General features: G+C 46.3%; 21 protein-coding genes and 5 tRNA genes. 7 read left to right on the top strand and 19 right to left on the bottom strand.

Annotation, left to right across the window (positions count from 1 at the left end; all coding sequences use genetic code 11):
- Positions 1-21: 21 nt before the first annotated feature.
- The 5 genes from FC652_RS15015 to yacG all read left to right on the top strand — a co-directional run bounded on the left by FC652_RS15015 (position 22) and on the right by yacG (position 3,875).
- Positions 22-1,248 (top strand): type II secretion system F family protein, encoded by a 1,227-nt coding sequence (locus FC652_RS15015; RefSeq protein WP_176299247.1) that lies wholly within the window; start codon positions 22-24, stop codon positions 1,246-1,248.
- A gap of 92 nt (positions 1,249-1,340) precedes the next feature.
- Complete coding sequence (locus FC652_RS15020; protein WP_176299248.1) at positions 1,341-2,213, top strand: A24 family peptidase; 873 nt, start codon at positions 1,341-1,343, stop codon at positions 2,211-2,213.
- Positions 2,213-2,821 (top strand): dephospho-CoA kinase, encoded by a 609-nt coding sequence (gene coaE / locus FC652_RS15025; protein ID WP_176299249.1) that lies wholly within the window; start codon positions 2,213-2,215, stop codon positions 2,819-2,821. The genes FC652_RS15020 and coaE overlap by 1 nt, the downstream gene beginning before the upstream one ends.
- A 32-nt stretch (positions 2,822-2,853) precedes the next feature.
- Positions 2,854-3,594, top strand: a complete 741-nt coding sequence (gene zapD, locus FC652_RS15030; protein WP_176299250.1) for a cell division protein ZapD — start codon at positions 2,854-2,856, stop codon at positions 3,592-3,594.
- Positions 3,595-3,680: 86 nt separating this feature from the next.
- Positions 3,681-3,875 carry a DNA gyrase inhibitor YacG gene (gene yacG, locus FC652_RS15035; protein ID WP_038941426.1) on the top strand — a complete coding sequence of 65 codons (195 nt, stop codon included), beginning with the start codon at positions 3,681-3,683 and terminating at the stop codon, positions 3,873-3,875.
- A 208-nt stretch (positions 3,876-4,083) separates the two neighbouring features.
- Here the strand turns inward: yacG and rplS are convergent, their stop codons facing one another.
- The 5 genes from rplS to ffh form a co-directional block, all read right to left on the bottom strand.
- Entirely contained in the window at positions 4,084-4,437 is a 354-nt protein-coding gene (gene rplS, locus FC652_RS15040) for a 50S ribosomal protein L19 (RefSeq protein WP_176299251.1), read from the bottom strand.
- A gap of 41 nt (positions 4,438-4,478) precedes the next feature.
- Positions 4,479-5,228 carry a tRNA (guanosine(37)-N1)-methyltransferase TrmD gene (trmD, locus tag FC652_RS15045; protein WP_176299252.1) on the bottom strand — a complete coding sequence of 250 codons (750 nt, stop codon included), beginning with the start codon at positions 5,226-5,228 and terminating at the stop codon, positions 4,479-4,481.
- A gap of 27 nt (positions 5,229-5,255) precedes the next feature.
- Positions 5,256-5,804, bottom strand: a complete 549-nt coding sequence (rimM, locus tag FC652_RS15050) for a ribosome maturation factor RimM (protein ID WP_011079542.1) — start codon at positions 5,802-5,804, stop codon at positions 5,256-5,258.
- Between the two features lie 15 nt (positions 5,805-5,819).
- Entirely contained in the window at positions 5,820-6,068 is a 249-nt protein-coding gene (gene rpsP / locus FC652_RS15055) for a 30S ribosomal protein S16 (RefSeq protein WP_011079541.1), read from the bottom strand.
- A 258-nt stretch (positions 6,069-6,326) separates the two neighbouring features.
- A complete protein-coding gene (gene ffh, locus FC652_RS15060; protein WP_176299253.1) occupies positions 6,327-7,703 on the bottom strand; it encodes a signal recognition particle protein in 1,377 nt (458 codons plus the stop codon).
- 213 nt (positions 7,704-7,916) lie between these two features.
- Between ffh and FC652_RS15065 the strand changes: the two genes are divergently transcribed.
- Positions 7,917-8,711, top strand: coding sequence for an inner membrane protein YpjD (locus tag FC652_RS15065; RefSeq protein WP_176299254.1), 795 nt, complete (start codon positions 7,917-7,919; stop codon positions 8,709-8,711).
- 88 nt (positions 8,712-8,799) lie between these two features.
- Complete coding sequence (locus FC652_RS15070; RefSeq protein ID WP_176299255.1) at positions 8,800-10,077, top strand: HlyC/CorC family transporter; 1,278 nt, start codon at positions 8,800-8,802, stop codon at positions 10,075-10,077.
- Positions 10,078-10,136: 59 nt separating this feature from the next.
- On the opposite strand, the gene luxS is transcribed toward FC652_RS15070, so the two are convergent.
- From luxS to FC652_RS15140, 14 genes are all read right to left on the bottom strand, one after another.
- The gene (gene luxS / locus FC652_RS15075) at positions 10,137-10,655 is read right to left on the bottom strand and encodes an S-ribosylhomocysteine lyase (protein WP_176299256.1); all 519 of its coding nucleotides are present in this window, start codon (positions 10,653-10,655) and stop codon (positions 10,137-10,139) included.
- Positions 10,656-10,705: 50 nt separating this feature from the next.
- The gene (locus tag FC652_RS15080; protein ID WP_237286869.1) at positions 10,706-11,311 is read right to left on the bottom strand and encodes a hypothetical protein; all 606 of its coding nucleotides are present in this window, start codon (positions 11,309-11,311) and stop codon (positions 10,706-10,708) included.
- A gap of 37 nt (positions 11,312-11,348) precedes the next feature.
- The gene (gene gshA, locus FC652_RS15085; RefSeq protein WP_176299258.1) at positions 11,349-12,914 is read right to left on the bottom strand and encodes a glutamate--cysteine ligase; all 1,566 of its coding nucleotides are present in this window, start codon (positions 12,912-12,914) and stop codon (positions 11,349-11,351) included.
- A gap of 156 nt (positions 12,915-13,070) precedes the next feature.
- Positions 13,071-15,929: a pitrilysin family protein gene (locus FC652_RS15090; RefSeq protein WP_176299259.1), complete on the bottom strand. Its 2,859-nt coding sequence runs from the start codon at positions 15,927-15,929 to the stop codon at positions 13,071-13,073.
- A 9-nt stretch (positions 15,930-15,938) separates the two neighbouring features.
- Entirely contained in the window at positions 15,939-16,400 is a 462-nt protein-coding gene (locus FC652_RS15095) for a YqaA family protein (protein ID WP_011079533.1), read from the bottom strand.
- Positions 16,394-17,344 carry an NADP-dependent oxidoreductase gene (locus FC652_RS15100; RefSeq protein WP_176299260.1) on the bottom strand — a complete coding sequence of 317 codons (951 nt, stop codon included), beginning with the start codon at positions 17,342-17,344 and terminating at the stop codon, positions 16,394-16,396. Before FC652_RS15100 ends, FC652_RS15095 begins: the two co-directional genes overlap by 7 nt.
- 119 nt (positions 17,345-17,463) lie before the next feature.
- Complete coding sequence (locus FC652_RS15105; RefSeq protein ID WP_017421179.1) at positions 17,464-18,594, bottom strand: sodium ion-translocating decarboxylase subunit beta; 1,131 nt, start codon at positions 18,592-18,594, stop codon at positions 17,464-17,466.
- A gap of 9 nt (positions 18,595-18,603) precedes the next feature.
- Complete coding sequence (oadA, locus tag FC652_RS15110; RefSeq protein WP_176299261.1) at positions 18,604-20,388, bottom strand: sodium-extruding oxaloacetate decarboxylase subunit alpha; 1,785 nt, start codon at positions 20,386-20,388, stop codon at positions 18,604-18,606.
- A 31-nt stretch (positions 20,389-20,419) separates the two neighbouring features.
- Positions 20,420-20,677: an oxaloacetate decarboxylase subunit gamma gene (locus FC652_RS15115; RefSeq protein WP_176299262.1), complete on the bottom strand. Its 258-nt coding sequence runs from the start codon at positions 20,675-20,677 to the stop codon at positions 20,420-20,422.
- 504 nt (positions 20,678-21,181) lie between these two features.
- A tRNA-Arg gene (locus FC652_RS15120) sits at positions 21,182-21,258 on the bottom strand.
- A 42-nt stretch (positions 21,259-21,300) separates the two neighbouring features.
- A tRNA-Arg gene (locus tag FC652_RS15125) sits at positions 21,301-21,377 on the bottom strand.
- 95 nt (positions 21,378-21,472) lie between these two features.
- A tRNA-Arg gene (locus FC652_RS15130) sits at positions 21,473-21,549 on the bottom strand.
- Between the two features lie 44 nt (positions 21,550-21,593).
- A tRNA-Arg gene (locus FC652_RS15135) sits at positions 21,594-21,670 on the bottom strand.
- A gap of 90 nt (positions 21,671-21,760) precedes the next feature.
- Positions 21,761-21,837: transfer RNA gene (locus tag FC652_RS15140), tRNA-Arg, on the bottom strand.
- Positions 21,838-21,881 lie beyond the last annotated feature (44 nt).

The raw sequence follows: 21,881 nt of genomic DNA on the forward strand, positions 1-21,881 counted from the left end.
TCGCCACTGAAAGGAAGCGATATGAAGCTCAAAACCCATTCACAAATCAAAAACTATCAATGGAAAGGGATCAACAGCTCTGGGAAAAAAGTGTCCGGCAATACGCTGGCACTCACCGAGCTGGAAGTGCGTGACAAGCTGAAAATGCAGCAGATCCAGATTAAAAAGATCAAAAAAGCCAGTGTGTCGGTTTTTACTCGTTTAAGCCACAAAGTGAAAGGCAAAGACATCACCATCCTCACTCGGCAACTGGCTACCATGCTGACCACTGGCGTCCCTATCTTGCAATCGCTCAAGTTGGTGTCCGACAACCACCGTAAAGCGGAAATGAAATCCATTTTAGCCAATGTCAGCAAAGCGGTTGAAGCAGGCACACCGCTCTCTAAAGCACTACGCAGTGCCAGTCCACTTTTTGACGGCATCTATGTTGATCTCGTTGCCACGGCAGAACAGTCTGGCAATCTTCCTCAGGTGTTTGAGCGCCTAGCGTTTTATCGTGAGAAAAATGAGCAGCTACGCTCGAAAGTAATCAAAGCGCTGATTTATCCTTGCATGGTGGTCTTGGTCTCATTAGGGGTGTCGTATTTGATGTTGACCCAAGTCATTCCCGAGTTTCGCAAAATGTTCACTGGATTTGGCGCGGATCTCCCTTGGTTTACCCAGAAAGTGCTCGATATCTCCGATTTTGTCCAAGCCTACAGCAGTTGGTTTTTTATCACGTTACTCACTTCAATCTATCTTCTTCGTGGCATCAGCAAGAAATCGCCGCAGTTTCGCTTACGACTATCTCGCTTGGGTTTAAGAATTCCAGTGATCGGCGGTGTTTTGTCCAAAGCGGCAATTGCCAAGTTTAGCCGCACACTGGCCACCAGCTTCAGTGCAGGTATTCCGATCCTCACCAGTTTAAAAAATACCAGCAAGACATCAGGCAATCTCCATTATCAATACGCCATTGAGGATGTTTATCGTGACACCGCCGCTGGGATGCCGATGTATATCGCCATGCGCAACAGTGCCGCCTTTCCTGAACTCGTGTTACAGATGGTGATGATTGGTGAGGAGTCGGGACGGATGGATGACATGTTGAACAAAATTGCCACCATCTATGAATTTGAAGTCGACAATACCGTGGATAACTTGGGTAAGATCCTTGAGCCTTTGATCATCGTTTTTCTCGGGATCGTCGTCGGTGGTCTGGTCGCAGCTATGTATTTACCGATCTTTAACTTAATGAGTGTTATGGGATAAGATAACCCCCACTGCTTACCTTCTGTCATATCAAGCAAGCTATTGGCTTGCTTGAGCTATTTTAGCCCAAACCACAAAGAGAACGACGATATATGGACGCGTTACAATACTACCCTTGGCTTTACATTGCTTTAGCTTCCCTGTTTGGTCTACTGGTAGGCAGTTTTCTTAATGTCGTGATCTATCGTCTTCCAAAAATGATGGAACTGGAGTGGCGCCAAGAGTGTGCGGAATCCTTTCCTGAATACAAAATATCACCGCCGACAGAATCCCTAACATTAAGCACGCCGCGTTCAAGCTGTCCTTCGTGCCATACCCCAATACGAGCTCGAGACAATATCCCAGTGCTAAGCTGGCTGATGCTAAGAGGCAAATGTCATCAATGCCAAGCCAAGATCAGTGTTCGTTACCCTATTGTCGAAGCACTAAGCGCCTTATTGTGTGGTCTCGTGGCTTGGAAATTTGGTTATACAGCGATGACCGTGGCACTGATTGGTTTTACTCTGGTGTTGATCGCCGCCACCTTCATCGACTTAGACACCATGTTATTGCCCGATCAGCTGACCCTACCGCTCACCTGGGCAGGCATCGCGTTGGCGTTACTAGGGATAAGCCCAGTAACTCTGCAAGATGCGGTTATCGGTGCAATGGCGGGTTATCTCTGCCTTTGGAGCGTTTATCACCTTTTCCTTTTGCTGAGAGGAAAAGAAGGCATGGGCTACGGCGACTTCAAACTGCTCGCAGCGCTTGGAGCATGGCTTGGCTGGCAGTATCTGCCGATGATCATCTTGCTTTCTTCGGTTGTCGGGCTGATCTTTGGTCTCATTCAACTCAGGATGAAAAGACAAGGCGTTGAGATGGTTTTTCCATTTGGGCCTTATCTGGCCATTGCTGGATGGGTAGCACTGATGTGGGGGGAGCAAATTATCTCTTGGTATCTTAATAGCGTTATGGGAATGTCATAATGGCTTTTGTTGTAGGTTTAACGGGTGGTATCGCCAGTGGAAAGACCACCGTCGCCAATCTCTTTCACCAGCAGTTTAACATTGATATTGTCGATGCAGACATTGTCGCAAGAGAAGTGGTAACACCGGGCAGTCTAGGTTTGAAGGCGATCGTTGATCATTTCGGACCTAACATTTTGACAGAAAATGGCGAACTGGATCGTGCACAACTAAGAGATCAGATATTTCGTCATCCAGACGAGAAAACTTGGCTCAATCAACTGCTACATCCAATGATCCGCAATGAGATGGTGGAGCAACTCAAATCCGTCACCTCAGCTTACGCCCTTTTAGTGGTCCCCTTACTGGTAGAAAACCAATTGCAAACGCTGTGTAATCGCGTCTTAGTGGTAGACGTTGAGGAAAAAACACAACTTGAGCGAACGATGTTACGTGATGGTGTAGACGAACAACAAGTCCGGGCCATACTGAACGCGCAAGCCTCTCGGCAAGAGCGCCTTGCCTTGGCGGACGATGTGGTTAAAAACGAGCCAACAGACCGAAATCTTTTGCAGCAAATCACAGATTTACACCAAAAGTACCTAGCCATGAGTGCGCAAAATCGGTGACAATAACTCAGAGACGACGACAGGCCCGCTAGATGACCACGCATAAATTCGAACATCCACTCAACGAAAAGACTCGTATTTACTTGAGAGTCGAATCACTGCTTCAACAGGCAAACAGTGCCGCCTCATTTTCAGAGCCACATCAACATCAGCTGTTCTTTCGATCTATCTTTGATCTCGTCGAAATTTTTGAACAGATTCAACTCAAAAGTGAGTTAGCCAAAGACATTGAAAAGCAAAGGCTGCTTTATCGCAGTTGGCTAGATGTTGACGGTGTCGATCAAGCCACTTTGCAAGCTCTGCTCAATGATGCCGATCGCACTCATGCTGGGTTGATGCAAGCACCTAGGTTTGGCCAATCCTTAAAAGAAGATCGCTTTCTCAGTTCTATTCGCCAGCGTTTTAGTTTGCCTGGTGGTTCGTGTTGCTTTGATTTACCTGCATTACATTACTGGCTGCACTTGCCTATCGAACGTAAGAGACAAGATGCTCAAAAGTGGCTTGGTAGCCTCAAGCCTTTGTCCGATGCACTTCACCTCTGGTTGAAACTGGCACGAGAAACTGGACATTTTAGAAAGCAAATCGCGCGCAATGGCTTTTTCCAAAGTGACGCAGAAGAGGCCAATATTCTTCGCTTACATATTCCAATGGAATTTGGTGTTTACCCGATGATTTCGGGCCACAAAAATCGCTTTGCCATCAAATTTATCAGTTTCGAAACTGGCCAAGCTTGTAGCCAAGATGTTGGCTTTGAACTGGCGATATGCAGTTAGATTTGACGCTCAGTCACCTCGCTTTATTTTATGTTTACTAACCCTTTTCTTGCTAATCAATAGATTGAATACCGGTTTTATTATTTATGACAAAAATCACCATCGTAAAATGCCCACAGTGTGGTACCGATGTCGAATGGGGCGAGCAAAGCCCTCACCGCCCTTTTTGCAGCAAAAAATGCCAAATGATTGATTTTGGTGAATGGGCAGATGAAGAAAATACCATTCCTGGTGCACCAGATATGTCTGACAGTGACGGTTGGTCTGAAGAGCAATATTAAAGTTTTCTAGTTTTCTAGTTTTCTAGTTTTCTAGGTTTCTAGGTTTCTAGGTTTCTAGGTTTCTAGGTTTCTAGTGATTAAAGAAGGTTGATGTTCTCGCATCAACCTTTTTTTATTTTTCCATTTCGACATGCTGACGAACTGGCAAACATAAAAAAGCGGAGGCCTAATGGCCTCCGCTAACACTATGAGAATGCGAGTTATAGCATTACTTCTTAGTAAGCTTCTCTTTGATACGAGCAGCTTTACCAGATAGATCGCGTAGGTAGTACAGTTTGGCACGACGTACTGCACCGCGGCGTTTCACTTCAATGCTAGCAACGATTGGAGAGTGAGTTTGGAACGTACGCTCAACACCTTCACCGTTAGAGATCTTACGAACAGTGAATGCAGAGTGTAGACCACGGTTACGGATTGCGATTACAACGCCTTCAAAAGCCTGTAGACGCTCACGGTCACCTTCTTTTACCTTAACTTGAACAACAACAGTGTCACCTGGTGCAAATTTAGGTAGGTCTTGCTTCATTTGCTCTTGCTCAAGAGCTTTGATGATGTTACTCATTTTTAAAATTCCTAGAATAAACTGATACTAAATTAAATAGGTTACTTGCGCTTATAGTGAGTATCTTGAATGAACTCAGCAAGTAATTGTTCCTGTTCGTCAGTCAGAGCTAGGTTTTCCAGGAGCTCTGGTCTTCTTAGCCAGGTGCGGCCTAACGACTGTTTCAGTCGCCAACGACGAATTTCCTTATGGTTGCCGGACATCAGTACCTCAGGTACTTCTTTGCCATCCAACACTTCAGGACGCGTATAGTGAGGGCAATCTAACAAGCCATTAGCAAAAGAATCTTCTTCTGCCGACGCAAAATCCCCTAATACCCCAGGAACAAACCTAGAGACAGAGTCAATCAACGTCATGGCTGGTATTTCACCACCCGTCATCACAAAATCCCCAATTGACCATTCTTCGTCAACTTCAGATTGAATGATGCGCTCATCTACCCCTTCATATCGGCCACAAATCAGAAGCAAGTTCTCATTGGTTGCCAATTCTTCCACTCCTTTTTGGTCGAGCTTACGACCTTGAGGAGAAAGGTAAATGACTTTCGTCTTGCCTGGTGAGGCTTGTTTGGCTGCATGAATGGCATCGCGCAAAGGCTGAACCATCATTAACATACCAGGGCCACCACCATAAGGTCGGTCATCAACTGTACGATGTTTATCGTGAGTGAAATCGCGAGGATTCCAAGTCTCAATCGATAAAAGACCTTTTTTAACCGCTTGACCTGTTACTCCAAAATCAGTAACAGAACGGAACATTTCAGGAAACAGGCTAATGACGCCAACCCACATGTTTATCTCGCTCTGTAGCTTTGGAGATTAGAATCCAGGATCCCAGTCAACTTCGATCCGTTGAGCTTCGCGATCAACTTTGATGATCACTTGCTCTTCAAGGAACGGAATTAAACGTTCCTTTTGCCCAAAAGCATCTTTTAGATTTGCTTTTACTACGAGAACATCGTTTGAGCCCGTTTCTAGCATGTCTGTAACGACACCCAGATCGTAACCATTGGTGGTTACCACTTGCATTCCAAACAATTCTCGCCAGTAGAATTCATCTTCTGACAATTCAGGTAGTACAGCAGGGTCAATAGCGATCTCAAGGTTAGTCAGGAGATGCGCGTCTTCGCGAACATCGAGACCTTCCAGCTTTGCCACCATACCTTTGTTATGGCGCTTCCAGCTTTCAACCTTGAACTCGACCCACTCGCCTTTTTGGTTAACGTACCAAGGGCTGTAATCAAATAGGCTTTCGGCATTGTCTGTGTAGGAAAAAACTTTGAGCCAACCACGAATGCCGTAAGTAGAACCAAATTTACCAACAACAATACGCTCATCACTCATTGTTTCTTTACCTTTCATCGACATACACTAGTTTCTTAATTAAGCCGCTTTTTGAGCGTCTTTAACTAGCTTAGCAACACGGTCAGATAGAGATGCGCCTTGACCAACCCAGTGGTTAACGCGATCTAGATCGATACGTAGACCTTCTTCTTGACCTTGTGCAGTTGGGTTAAAGAAACCAACTTTCTCGATGAAACGGCCAGTTGCAACATTGCGGCTGTCCGCTACTACGATTTGATAAAATGGACGCTTTTTAGCGCCGTGACGTGCCAAACGAATGGTTACCATGTCGTCCTCTTTGCTTTCTCAAAAATAAAATTAACCCCAGAAACCATCTATCACTAAACAGTTTGGGGTCTCGTGCCAAAATAAAGCTCCGGAATTTTACTCTTATTAAGCTGTATTGCAAGGGGGTTGTTACTTTTTCACCAACATAAATTCAATTTTCAATTTGTGATGGAGATAACAGGTTGAAAAACAGGCGGGGATGAGAAATTGGAGATAGAAAATAATTAGGCCCTAGTGAAGACTAGGGCCTAAATGTGATTAGCGACCAAACGGGTTAAAACCACCACCCATTCCGCCCATCATACCTTGCATGTTGCGCATCATGCCTTTCATGCCGCCTTTTTGCATTTTCTTCATCATCTTCTGCATTTGGGTAAACTGCTTAAGAAGACGGTTGACATCCTGCACTTGAGTACCAGAACCCGCTGCAATACGTTTTTTACGCGATCCTTTAATAAGATCAGGGTTTTGGCGCTCTTTCATCGTCATGGAGTTAATGATCGCTTCCATCTGCTTGAACATCTTGTCGTCGACTTTATCTTTGATGTCAGCTGGCAACTGAGACATGCCAGGTAGCTTGTCTAGCATCCCCATCATGCCACCCATGTTTTGCATCTGACCAAGCTGTTCACGGAAATCTTCAAGATCAAAGCCTTTTTTCTCTTTGAACTTTTGCGCCAGTTTCTGCGCTTTTTCAGTATCAACGTTGCGTTGCAGATCTTCAATCAGCGACAGGACGTCACCCATGCCTAGAATACGTGAAGCAACACGATCGGGATGGAATGGCTCTAGTGCGTCAGTCTTTTCACCCACACCCAAGAACTTGATTGGTTTACCCGTAATATGGCGCACAGACAACGCCGCACCGCCACGTGCATCACCATCCACTTTGGTCAGAATCACACCCGTCAGTGGCAGCGCATCACCAAACGCTTTGGCGGTATTGGCGGCATCTTGACCCGTCATGGCATCAACCACAAACAGTGTTTCCACTGGGTTAATTGCACTGTGAAGCTGTTGGATCTCGCCCATCATCGCTTCATCAATCGCTAAGCGACCTGCGGTATCGACAATCAAGACATCAAAGAATTTCTTTTTCGCGTGATCGATAGCGGCATTGGCGATATCAATGGGTTTCTGGTCAGCAGACGAAGGGAAGAAGTCGACACCAATGTCACTTGCCAATGTTTCCAACTGCTTGATTGCTGCAGGGCGGTAAACGTCGGCCGACACAACCAACACTTTCTTTTTATCGCGCTCTTTTAACAGCTTCGATAGTTTACCGACGGAGGTGGTTTTACCCGCACCTTGTAGACCCGCCATCAAAATAACCGCTGGTGGTTGAGCCGCTAAGTTAAGTGCTTCGTTCGATTCACCCATGACCGCTTCAAGTTCGCCTTGAACGATCTTGATAAACTCTTGGCCAGGAGTCAGAGATTTAGAAACCTCGACACCTACCGCTTTTTCTTTTACGCGTGCAACAAAATCACGCACTACAGGTAAAGCGACGTCGGCTTCCAGTAGTGCCATACGTACTTCACGCAGGGTATCTTTGATATTGTCTTCTGTCAGACGACCTTTGCCGCTGATGTTTTTCAGCGTTCTGGATAATCGATCCGTTAAATTCTCAAACATTTGGTTCTCTACGCTAAATTCGGCGATAAATTGGGGTGAGTATACCTTAGCCACGGAATCAGAGATACCCGCGAAACGGCTCTATTCCACACTATTGGGGATAAGTTATTCATTTCAACATCTCAACTCTCAGTATTGTTAAACATTGCACGTAGCCCAGAACCTCGTTGCAAGGTATACTTGCGTCATTCTTTTGCCCAACACTCAGGATATATGGACAGCATAATTGCCATTGGTGCAGCGATTCTCTACGGTTTAGCCATCGCTATGATTATTCCGGGACTTGCCCACCAAACGGGGATAAAAGCCAAAACCGTTTTAGTCAGTGCTTCTTTAGCGTTATTTTTTCACGCTTGGCTGTTAAGCGATCTCATTTTTGGCGGCTACGGGCAAAACCTCAGTATCTTAAATGTGGCCTCCTTAATCAGTTTCATCATTTCTTTAGTGATGAGCGCGGCTATGCTTAAAAATCGCTTGTGGTTCCTATTACCTGTTGTCTATAGCTTTGCTGTTATTAATCTCTCTGCTGCTGCGTTTCTACCCAGCACGTTCATCAAGCACTTAGAAAACGAACCTAAGCTACTGCTCCATATATCTTTGGCACTATTTTCCTACGCCACGCTAACAATAGGAGCACTCTATGCCCTGCAACTGGCTTGGCTTGACTACAAATTAAAGGCCAAGAAATCGTTGATAATGAACCCCAATTTGCCACCATTACTCATGGTGGAAAGACAATTATTTAAAATTATCTTAATTGGCAACTTGTTATTAACCGCAACGTTGGCAACTGGGTTTGTTTTTGTGTACGACATGTTTGCAGAGGGCAAAGCACACAAAGCGATACTTTCGTTTATTGCTTGGTTAGTCTACTCAATCCTTCTTTGGGGCCATTATCAGAAAGGGTGGAGAGGAAAAAAGGTCACGTGGTTTGCCGTAGCGGGCGCAACCTTGCTTACACTGGCCTACTTTGGCAGTCGCTTTGTTAAAGAGATCATTCTTAGCTAAGTTGACAAAACGTGTGCGACTACGTCGTCGCACTTCGGTTTGCAATCAAGCAATGATTATTCGAAACAGTAAAAGGAAAAATTAAGTTTTGAACGACATATCTACGGGTATCTTATTTGCGCTACTCGCGTGTCTTATTGTCATTTCAGGTTATTTCTCTGGTTCAGAGACAGGGATGATGTCACTGAATCGCTATCGCTTGAAGCACCTTGCTAACTCTGGCCACAAAGGGGCTAAGCGTGTTGAAAAGCTATTGAGTCGCCCAGACAGACTGATTGGTTTAATCTTAATCGGCAACAACCTTGTCAACATTCTCGCTTCAGCCATTGCAACCATTCTCGGCATGCGTTTGTACGGTGATTTGGGTGTCGCGATTGCCACCGGTGCTCTCACCTTAGTCGTGTTGGTTTTTGCGGAAGTTACCCCAAAAACCGTTGCAGCTCTCTATCCTGAACGTGTGTCCTATGCCAGCAGCATTCTGTTGGTTGCGCTGATGAAGATCCTTTCACCACTAGTGATGTTAGTGAACTTTATTACCAATGGTTTTATTCGCTTACTTGGTCTTAAAGCACAACATAACAGTGAAGACAATCTGAGCTCTGAAGAGTTGCGCACTGTGGTGAACGAAGCGGGTAGCCTGATCCCTCAGCGACACCAAGATATGCTGGTCTCCATTTTGGATCTCGAACACGTCACTGTGAATGACATCATGGTCCCGCGCAATGAGATTACTGGTATCGATATCAATGACGATTGGAAATCGATCGTACGCCAATTGGCGCATTCCCCACATGGTCGTATTGTTCTTTATCGCGACAAAGTTGATGAAGCTGTGGGTATGTTGAGATTGCGAGAAGCCTATCGTTTGATGTTGGAGAAAAATGAGTTCAACAAGGAAACCTTGTTGCGTGCTGCCGATGAAGTCTATTTCATTCCTGAGAGCACCCCGCTCAATGTTCAGTTACTGAAGTTCCAACGCAATAAAGAACGTATTGGCCTTATCGTCGATGAATATGGTGACATTATTGGTCTAGTGACGCTTGAAGATATTCTTGAAGAAATTGTTGGGGAGTTTACCACCTCGATCGCACCTAGTTTCTCCGATGATATTACGCCTCAAAGCGATGGAAGCTTTCTCATTGAGGGCAGTACCAATATCAGAGATATTAATAAAGGATTAAAATGGAAACTTCCCACCGATGGTCCAAGAACCTTGAACGGCTTGATTTTGGAACACTTAGAACATATTCCAGATAACCACTTGAGCATCAAAATTGAAGGGCATGCGATGGAGATTGTGCAACTGGAAGGGAACCGAATAAAATTGGTTAAGGTGTTTCCTAAGCGCAAACGCAAAACAGCCTAATGACGATCAAAAAGGCCCAGAGGAAACACTGGGCCTTTAACTTTTTATGATGAACTGAATTAATCGACTTTAAGCTCTTTCAACATGGCTTCTGGCAAGGCAAGCTCATCGTTTTTATTGACTGAGATGCCAGCCACTAAGATATTTTGAGCAATTTGCTTCGCTTCATCCAGAGAGTGCATGGCCGCGGTACCGCACTGGTACTCGTTCAACTCAGGGATCTTGTTTTGGCTTTCCACTTTCAACACATCTTCCATCGAAGCCGTCCACGCAGATGCCACATCTTGCTCGCTCGGCGCACCAATTAAGCTCATGTAGAAACCGGTACGACACCCCATCGGAGAAATATCGATAATCTCAACCGACGCACCATTGAGATGCTTGCGCATAAAACCAGCGTACAGGTGTTCTAGAGTGTGAATACCTTTTTCAGACAAAATGTCTTTGTTGGGGGCGGTGAAACGTAGGTCAAACACGGTAATGGTGTCGCCTTTTGGCGTTTGCATGGTTTTTGCCACACGCACAGCGGGTGCATGCATGCGAGTGTGGTCAACGGTAAAACTATCTAATAACGGCATTACTTCTCTCCTGCTCTATTCGTCCTTGATGCTCAGAGGACTTTACTGGCTTAGAAAAACCAGCTTCGATTATCTTCCAATTCTTGGCGGCATTGCTTTAGCTGCCAACCATAATCCTTGGTCTGTTGCTCCACTTTGCGAGCGACCTTGATCAACGAAGGTTTCTTTTGGTATGTCTTGCGTTTGTACCCACCTCTTCCTTCATGATAGGCGAGATACTGGTTATAAGGGTCCCATAAGGAGACGCCCAACTGCTTACGTGTTTCACTGGTATACCAACCAATGAACATCAATGAGTCATCAAAGTTAGTCCGTGAGCCACCATGTCCTGTCGCACGTTGAAAATCTTCCCAAGCCGGATCTTGCGCTTGAGCATAACCGTACGCACTACTCACATGTCCCCAAGGAATAAACCCAAGTATATAGTCTTTTGGTGGCCTTGCATCGTGGCGAAAACTGCTCTCTTGTTTGACAAACGCCATCGCGACTTGAATCGGGGTACCCCACTCCTTTTCCATTGCTAAGGCATCTTTATACCAGCGAGGTTTCTCACGGAAAATGTCACATAAGTTATTTTGCTGTGCTGGCGGGGTAGTTGCACAGCCGGATAACCACACCACACCGAACAACAGCATACAACGAGCAATCTTCACCATCCCTCTTTCAACGGAGGCACGAGTCATTGCCGATACCCTATTTCAAGTAGGCGAAGTAATTGGCCAAATAGGTATCAAAATCGACCTTATCGGCTTGCTCAACTTGGCTCTGTTTCATGAGAGAGAGCTCAACCTCTTGCTCCATTTTCTGCAAAGAGAAGTGGCGATATTGATGCGCTAAGTTTTTCTCACGGTATTCACGACCCAACTCGCATCCCGTTGCGCCCAAGCTGCCATTTTGCTGAATCAAAGTAAGCAGCTGTGCAGACAAGGTTTTATCTGGATGATCAATCCACTGTTCTAGCTCACTACAAACGAGGCTGTATTGATTGTTACCATGAGCACTGTCCATGATTTCCGCTAACTGACGCAGCTCTGTAAACACGCGATGCGCCCAAGCTTGTAAGCTGAGCTTTTCACCTTTACAACCGATCTGCAACTCTAAGCCATACTCACGGCCAGATACCACCACCTTGTTCCAGTTTTCCCGCCAACAAGCCAGTTCACATTGATCCATTGGTTGCGACTCAGATAAGGCAGCCCATGTTAAGAATAAATCGAGGAAACGCACTTGAGTTTCCGTGATACCCACTGGCGTAAATGGATTCACATCCAGCGAGCGTACTTCAATGTATTCCACACCGCCACGAGCTAATGCCTCGGATGGCTTCTCACCATTTTGGGTCACACGTTTGGGGCGAATAGGAGCATAAAGCTCGTTTTCAATTTGCAGAATATTGCTGTTCAACTGGCGGTACTCACCATTTTCCTTCACACCCAACTTGGCAAACTCAGCCGAAGGTGTACGGATGGCTTTACTTAGCCCTTCTAGGTATTCATCAATGCTGTTAAAGCCAATCGTCAGGACACTTTGAGCGCTATTGGTGTAACCCAAATCACTCAAGCGTAGTGACGTCGCCTTAGGTAAATATAAGGTTTTCCCCAACGCTTCAAAAGGCAAAGAGGTCTTACGACCTTGAAGGAATGAGGAACACATGGCAGGTGACGCACCAAAGAAGTAAGGGATCAACCAACCGAAGCGATAATAGTTACGAATCAGGCCAAAATAAGCATCAGACTTCGTTGCTTGGCGATCTTCTTCTGTCTGTTCACCATGCAGCGCATCCCAAAAACTCTCTGGAAATGAGAAGTTAAAGTGCACGCCGGAAATGATCTGCATGAGGCTGCCATAACGACGCTTCAAGCCTTCACGATATAAGGTTTTCATTTTGGCCGAGTTTGAACTGCCGTATTGCGCCAAAGCGATTTGATCTTCATTTTCCACGAAACAGGGCATCGACATCGGCCACATTTTCTCTTCCCCAAGCTGAGTTTGGGTGAAGTGATGAATATCTTCTAGTTGGCTCAATAGCACATCAATATCGTTGGAAACGGGCGTAATGAACTCTAGCAAAGATTCAGCAAAGTCTGTGGTAATCCACTGATTGGTAAACGCAGAGCCAAGTGACTTAGGATGCATGGTGGTCGCAATACGGCCATTTTGGCTGTAGCGCAATGTTTCACGCTCCACACCACGGCCAAACTGTTTAAACACTTCTGGGTTTCTTGCAACTAACTCGAGTCGCGCAGCAAAATCAGTCAAAATGAAATTCACTTATATCAGAAGCTTGCAGCGTCACACCTGCAAACTGAGTTGTCAGAAATCGAATTGGTCTGGATACCCTTCTGATGAACAAAAGGGTATCCAGACCAACAACAAGTAGCGAAGAGGAGTTCTCTTCGCTACTAAATGTGTACTCTATCGGATGATTTCAAGCTCTACTATAGGTTTATTTAGCTTTTCTAATTGTGGGCGAAGCGTTTTCGCATCACCCACCACAATCATCTGATAGTCCTTAGGATCGAACCATTTTTCAGCCAAATCGTTCAACGGCGCCTTAGCGACACTGTCGACAATAGCATTACGCTGCTTGAGGTAATCCTCATCCAGGCTGTAGTGCAAGATATTACCAATCAACTGTGCTTTTTGGCTTGGCGTTTCGTATTTCAATGCATCTTGCTGACCGACCGCTTGGCGCATAAAGCGTAACTCGTCATCCGTCATTCCAGATTGAGAAAACTCATTCAGTTCATTCTCCATCTCCATTAACGCAGGAATGGTTGCATCAGCGCGCACTTGCGCATCAAACACCACAACACCAGTTTCGAGATTGCTGGCAAAGTAGCCTTGTGCGCCATAGGTATAGCCTTTATCTTCACGCAAATTTTGATTTAGGCGACTATTGAAATTACCCGCCAAATTAAAGTTCGCCAACTGGCTCAAAAACATTTCTCCCGTAGCATCATACGGTAGGCCCAAACGAACCATACGAATCACGCTTTGCGGCGCTCCCGGCTTATCCACCAAGTAGATTTTTGACTCACTTAATGGCCTCAAAACTTGTGGACGATACAGCGGCGCAGCCTCACCTTGCCACTCTTTCCAGAATGAAAGTTGCTTTGCCATATCACGACGATTTAAATCCCCCACCACAACGATTTGTGCGCTTTGCGGTGTATAGTGCGCTTTGTAGAACGCCTTTACGTCATCCAACGACAAGCTGTTTAATGACGCCATAGTGCCATCGCTAGAGCGAGCAAACAGTGAGTCTCCGTAAAGAACCTGACGTGTTGCTTGTGAGGCCATCCAGCTTGGTTGCTGCTGCTCATAGACCGCGCCTTCAATCATCTGTTTTTTCGCTCGTGCGAAATCATCTTCGTTAAAGGCAGGGGACCGGATCATCTGCTGAAAAATTTCCAAAGTTGCTGGCAAATTTTTCTCAAGAGCGGATAGTGTCACCATTGTGCTGTAGCGTTCCGCGGAAACACTAATGGTACTACCTAACTTATCCAGCTCCGCTTGGATCTCTTCTGCGCTGCGTTTTGTTGTGCCCTCTTGCATCATGGATGCAGTCAATTTCGCTAACCCCTCCTTGCCTAACACTTCAAATCGGCTGCCTGCAGGAAAGCGGAACTGCATTAATACAGTCGGAGTCTCGTCACTGACAGCGCCGAGTAACTCGCTGCCATTATCAAAATGAAGCTTATACAGTTCTGGCATTTCAGCTTTCACTGCTTTGGCAGCCGAAGGCATCACAGAGCGATCAAAATCCGCCTCAGCTTTTCGGTAAGCGAGTTGTTCATCCGAAATTTTGTCGTATTCTGGTAAATCGCGTTTTGGCGTCACAAAGTTGGCTTTTTGCACCGCCAGTTCTGTTTTCCCTTTAGGTACCACACTTAATGTGACCTTGTTTTTGCCATCTATAAACTGCTGATAGGCTTGATTGACTGATTCGGTGCTTACTGCACGTAACTGATCAAGTTGGTATTCGATGCGGTCAGGGGTCGCAAAGAATGTTTCATTGGCGGCCAACTGACTCACTTTGCCACTGACGCTTTGTAATGAGAACACGGCATCGGCTTCTGCTTTGCCGAGAATCTGCTCCAACCGCTGGGCATTGGCACCTTGTTGCTTAAACTCATCAAGCGTATGCATCAGCTCTTGGTAGAGTCCGGATAAATCGCCTCGATCACCAGAATCGCCCATCGCATACACGTAGAAAGTACAGGCTAATTCAGCACAATCTTGGAAGGCGCCAGCATCGACGGCTTTTTGCGTTTTTACTAAGTTTTGGTACAACAAGCTGTTGTTCCCTTCACCAAGCAAGCTGGCTAAAGCGTCCAGTGAAGCTTCTTGCTCCTCACCTTTGTAGCTCGTTGGCCAGCCAATCATCACCATTGGTTGACGAATACGATCTTCCAGCGTGATGAAGCGATTTTCATCCAGTTTTGCAGGCTGCTTAGGTGCGTTATTAACCTCTGGCCCGCGTGGAATGCTGCCAAAATACTTATTAACCCACTCCAATGTCTGATCACTATCGATATCACCACCAATGGTCAGCACCGCATTATTAGGTCCATACCAGCGCAAAAAAAATGCTTTCAGGTCATTGACGTCTACACGGTCAAGATCGTCAACATACCCGATAGTTTGCCACGAATATGGATGTCCCTCTGGATACATCGCTTCGGCCATCTTTTCCCAGATCAGGCCGTACGGACGATTGTCGTAGCGCTGCGCACGCTCGTTTTTCACCGTGTCACGTTGCACCTCAAACTTACGTTGCGATACGGCATCAAGTAGAAAGCCCATACGATCCGACTCTAACCACAACATTTTCTCAAGTTGGTTCGCTGGTACGGTTTCGAAATAGTTGGTTCTATCTCGGTTTGTTGTGCCATTTAGTGTTCCGCCGGCTTCCGTAATGATCTTGAAGTGTTGCTGATCACCCACATTTTCCGAACCTTGGAACATCATATGCTCGAAGAAATGCGCAAAGCCTGACTTACCAATCTCTTCTCGAGCCGAGCCGACATGATAAGTGACGTCAACGTGTACCAAGGGATCGGAGTGATCGGGTGATAAAATGACGGTTAAGCCATTTTCTAAACGATATTTTTCATACGGGATTTTGACTTTACCCGCTTGCGCTGACGACTCTTCAATCAGAGTCACCCCTTCTGGTAATGAAGAAAAAAACGGCACAGAAACCGATTTTACGGAAGAACAACCAGCGAGGACAAAAAGAGAGCAGGCACTCAGCATCAGTTTTTTCATGCTTTTTCCTTAGAATAGTCCGATATAAAGCATAGCCAGCACGCTGTAGCGTACCGCTTTCCCCAGTGCGATAAGCACCAGACAAGGAAGAAATTTCATTCGCAGCCAACCGGCCGCTAAACAGAGAGGATCACCAATCACAGGAAGCCAACTAAAAAACAGCCCCCAATAGCCGTATTTGGCTAACCACCTCAAAGCGGTATGACCATGTTTTTCTTGTTGAGTTCGATTTGGTAACAGCAAACCTAACCAATAGTTAGTTAACCCACCAAGAGTATTTCCTAGCGTCGCGACAATAATGATGTGTGAAATAGGAAATTGATTAAGAGACAAGGTCGCGATCAAACTCGCCTCTGAGCCTCCAGGTAATAAGGTTGCACTGAGAAAACCAGTGAAAAACAATACCCAAAGTGCAGAGTCGGAAAACCACAATGCCGCCTCTGCAAACCATCCATTAAAGGTTTCTAACATTGCATATCCAGTAGTACTTTTCCTCGGGTATGCCCTGTTTCGATTTGTTTGTGCGCATCACTGACCTCATGCATCGGATAGATACGCTGAATTTCTGTTTTAAGTAAGCCAACGCCCACCATATACAGCAATGTATCCAACTGCTGAGGATCGGGCTCCACCAGCATCCCCGTCGCCTCAAACCCGAGCAGTTTGGCTTTTTCACAGATCATCTCAGCACTCAGCGTCGGCACCGTCACGACTCTGGCGTTGTCTTTTAAACACTTCAATGCATCAAGGGCAACATCACCACCAATCAGATCAATCAATACATCCACATCACTCAAACGCTCTGAAGCAGCAGCAAATTGGTAATTGATGGCATGAGCACCCAACGTTGCCATGTAATCTAAATTGCGTTCACTGCACGTCGTATACACTTCGGCTTTCGCAGCCACGGCGATTTGCACGGCCAAATGGCCAACGCCTCCTGCGCCAGCAAGAACGAGCACGCGCTCCCCTTCTTTCACTTGGGCTTTGTTCAGCGCTTGGGCTGCCGTTTGCCCAGCTAGTGGGAGTACCGCCGCCGCCTCTAAGGTGATCGAATCTGGTACTAGGCTCAATGCACCTTCCTCCACACAAAGATACTGGCTGTAACCACCACCTTCTAATGGGAAACCGACAAAACCAGCAACGGTATCGCCTTTGACAAAGCGCTCAGCATTCTCACCACAACTAACCACTTTGCCAGAAATGTCATAACCGGGTACCCAAGGCAATTTGTCCTTATTTTGTGCCGCTGCCCACCCCAGTCCTGCACGCGTTTTAACATCGATAGGATTAATACCTGAAAAATAGACTTTAATGACGACCTGACCAGATTTTGGTTCAGGCATTTGACTTGAACGGATGGCCAATACATCAGGGCCTCCAAACTCTGTAATAACAATTTGCTTATTTTCCATAATCAGCCGTTCCTAAGGACAAAAAGAAAGGGATGCCGAAGCATCCCTTTGACTATAAACCATTTTGTTAACCGAAGTTAATTGTGATGACACAATTTGACTTACATTTCACAGCGAAGTTATCCAACCAGAGCCAACAGCACACCGGCGGCGACTGCACTGCCCAGTACACCCGCCACATTCGGCCCCATGGCATGCATCAACAAGAAGTTTTGTGGGTTTGCTTCCAGCCCCACTTTGTTGACCACGCGAGCCGCCATAGGCACAGCTGACACTCCAGCGGCACCAATCAACGGATTGATGTCTTCTTCCGAGAACTTGTTGAGTAGCTTCGCCATCAGCACGCCCGCGCCAGTACCAATGCTGAACGCAGCAGCACCTAATGCAAGAATGCCCAATGTTTCCACATTCAAGAAGTGCTCAGCTTGTAACTTCGAGCCTACACCTAAGCCAAGGAAAATAGTCACAATGTTGATCAGCTCGTTTTGTGCCGTTTTTGACAAACGCTCCACCACACCGGCTTCACGCATCAAGTTACCCAGACAGAACATCCCTACCAACGGCGTTGCAGAAGGAAGGAACAAGATGGTCATCACCAATACCGCCAACGGGAAAAGCACTTTCTCCACTTTTCCGACATGGCGAAGTTGAGCCATTTTGATCTTACGCTCTTCCGGCGTCGTGAGCGCCTTCATGATCGGCGGCTGAATAATAGGAACCAAAGCCATGTAACTGTATGCCGCTACGGCAATCGCCCCCAATAAATCAGGAGAGAGACGGCTGGCGAGGAAAATGGCTGTTGGGCCATCCGCGCCACCAATGATGGCGATGGATGACGCATCCTCCATGGAAAACTCCATGCCCGGCACATAGTTCAATAGAATCGCACCAAACAGCGTGGCAAAAATACCAAACTGCGCGGCGGCACCGAGCCATAAGGTTTTAGGGTTGGCAATCAAGGCACCAAAATCCGTCATTGCCCCAACGCCCATAAAAATAAGCAGTGGGAAAACGCCAGATTCAATACCAATGTAATACACGTAGTAAAGCAATCCACCCGGCTCGGTAAAGCCCGCATTCGGGATATTAGCCAAAATGGCACCAAAGCCAATAGGTAACAGAAGTAAAGGCTCAAAGCCTTTACTAATGGCTAAAAACAGCAGTACACAACCGACTGCGATCATACAGATTTGCCCAAGTTCAAAGTGGGCAATCCCCGTTTCAGACCAAAGCGTGATTAATCCATCCATGGTACATCCTTACGCCAAACTCAGTAGAGGTGAGCCTACTGTCACGGCATCTCCCTCTTTCACATTCAGTTCATGCACCACACCACTACGAGCAGCGCGGACTTCAGTTTCCATTTTCATCGCTTCGAGGATCAGCAGAATATCGCCCTCTTCAACCGAGCTTCCTGCTTGAACATGAACTTTGAAGATGTTGCCTGCAAGCGGAGCCGATACAGCCTCTGCATCGCTTGGTACTGCCGCAACAGGAGCCGCGATAGGAGTACTCGCTGGCGCAGCGGCTGGTGTCACCGAAGTCAATTGACCTTCTGGCCCTACTTCAACATGGAATACCTGGCCATCAACACGAACACTGTAAGCTTCAACGGCACCATTAACGGCTTTCGTCGCCGTTGGCTGAGCCACCTCAAGAGTCGGTGCTGGCTCAAATGCATCAGGATTGCCACGATTCTTAAGGAACTTCAGGCCAACTTGTGGGAAGAGTGCGTAAGTGAGAACGTCATCAACACTCTCTTTAGCCAATTGAATGCCTTCTGATTGTGCTTTTGCCAGCAGTTCGTCTGTCAGTGTATGCAATTCCGCTTCAAGTAAATCAGCAGGTCGACACGTGACAGCTTCAGCACCGCTCAGTACACGTGCTTGCAACTGCGCATTCACAGGAGCTGGTGCAGCGCCATATTCGCCTTTGAGAACGCCTGCCGTTTCTTTGGTGATGCTCTTATAACGCTCGCCCGTCAGGACGTTAATGACCGCTTGAGTGCCGACAATTTGCGAGGTTGGGGTCACCAATGGAATAAATCCAAGATCTTCACGAACGCGAGGGATCTCTTCAAGAACTTCGTCGATACGATCCGCCGCGCCTTGCTCTTTCAATTGGCTTTCCATGTTGGTCAGCATACCACCAGGAACTTGAGCAATCAGAATGCGAGAATCCACCCCTTTCAATTGACCTTCAAACTTAGCGTACTTTTTACGGACTTCACGGAAATACGCGGCAATAGGTTCAATTTGAGCAAGGTCTAAATTGGTATCACGCTCGGTACCTTGCAACATCGCCACCACGGTTTCCGTTGGAGTATGACCGTAGGTGCAGCTCATGGATGAAATCGCGGTATCCAAAATATCGATGCCAGCCTCTACCGCCTTAATCGCCGTCGCGGTTGATAACCCTGTGGTAGCATGGCAGTGCAGCGCCAATGGGATATCACAAGAGGATTTAATACGCGTAATCAATTCTTGCGCTTCATAAGGCTTAAGTAAGCCAGACATATCTTTGATACAAAGCGAGTGACAACCCAAGTCTTCTAAACGTTTGGCAAGATCGACCCAAGTGTCAGTATTGTGAACCGGGCTGGTGGTGTAAGAAAGCGTCCCTTGCGCATGTGCACCAACATCCACCGTCGCTTTAACCGCTTTTTGGAAATTACGCACATCGTTCATCGCATCAAAGATACGGAAAACATCCATACCGTTGGCATGAGCACGCTCAACAAACTTCTCAACCACATCATCGGCATAGTGACGATAACCCAGCAGGTTTTGACCACGCAGTAGCATCTGCATTGGTGTATTCGGCATCGCTTTCTTCAGTTCACGTAAACGCTCCCACGGATCTTCCCCTAAGAAACGGATACACGCATCAAAGGTGGCACCACCCCAGGTTTCGAGCGACCAATAACCCACTTTATCCAACTCTGCTGCAATAGGCAGCATGTCTTCAATGCGCATTCGGGTCGCAAACAGTGATTGATGGGCGTCGCGTAGGACCACGTCAGTAATTGCTAGTGGCTTAGACATGCTCATAAACTCCTTTTATTCCTTTGTTGTACTACTTCGCAACCGAGGCGCGATGCTGATGAATCGCAGCAGAAATTGCCGCGACGACCTGTGGGCTCACTGTTGAAGTGTGATTGGTTTGATTTTTTACCGCTTTGGGTGTAGCGATCGGTGGTGGTACTTCTTGCGGTACCATTTTTGACATCAAGCGAACGAGGAAAATAAGAATAGTAAGAAAAATAAATACGACCCCCATTCCTGTTACCATTAGGGCTGCCGCATCAACTAAGAGGCTTCCAATATTTGTCATCTTGCTTCCTTTCTGTGTCATCCTGACATAACGCAGGACATGATTTATACACAATCCCGACCAACCGATTATCTAGATTGGTTAAATATTGTCAATTTTGTTTAAAAAGGTTTCAGAGCTTCCCACACTATTGGTTGCTTTTTTCACCACATAGATCACATAAACTAAAATATTCGCCCAAATTCCTGATACTTAATATGGACATTCATCAATTTACTGCAGAAGTTCGAACAAAACTGCGATAGAGATAAAAGAACACCAATAAGCTTTTGAATTGTAAGAATTAAAAACAACAAAAAATTAACAATCTAGAAACATTTAAATGCCCATTGTTTTTTTAGCGTTGTAAAGAGTGGTGGTGATCAATGAGAAGAGAAAGACGCGCTAAGAATAAATCGATTGTCCAGAAGTGAAGGCCTGAGGGATCCTAAAAATCCAATGCTCGCGGGTGCAAAAATGAGGAATAAGAAAAAACCCTGCATTTTCATGCAGGGTTTTCAAGGATGGCGCGCTCGAGAGGATTCGAACCTCTGACCGCCTGGTTCGTAGCCAGGTACTCTATCCAGCTGAGCTACGAGCGCGCAATAATCTGTTGTTCACCTTGTCACTTTCGAAAGAGAAAGTGGCGCGTCCGAGAGGATTCGAACCTCTGACCGCCTGGTTCGTAGCCAGGTACTCTATCCAGCTGAGCTACGGACGCGCAGGTGTTTGATATCAAAAAAAAAATCGCATACACTATTTCAATATCAGGAGCGAAGCCCCTTTAATCGTTAAAAGAATATTCATTTGAAGAAATGGCGCGCTCGAGAGGATTCGAACCTCTGACCGCCTGGTTCGTAGCCAGGTACTCTATCCAGCTGAGCTACGAGCGCGCAATATATTCTTTGATTTACCTTTTCACCTTCAAAAGAGAAAGTGGCGCGTCCGAGAGGATTCGAACCTCTGACCGCCTGGTTCGTAGCCAGGTACTCTATCCAGCTGAGCTACGGACGCGCAGGTGTTTGATATCAAAACCGCTTTCGCTATTCCAATATCAGGAGCTTAGCCCCTTTATTCTGTAAAAGAAATTTCCAGTAGAAGAGATGGCGCGCTCGAGAGGATTCGAACCTCTGACCGCCTGGTTCGTAGCCAGGTACTCTATCCAGCTGAGCTACGAGCGCGCAATGTTCTCTACCAAGAGAGTTGTGAAGTCTATCACAAATAA

The sequence above is a fragment of the Vibrio sp. 05-20-BW147 genome (assembly GCF_013369385.1).
Classification (GTDB): Bacteria; Pseudomonadota; Gammaproteobacteria; order Enterobacterales; family Vibrionaceae; genus Vibrio; species Vibrio floridensis.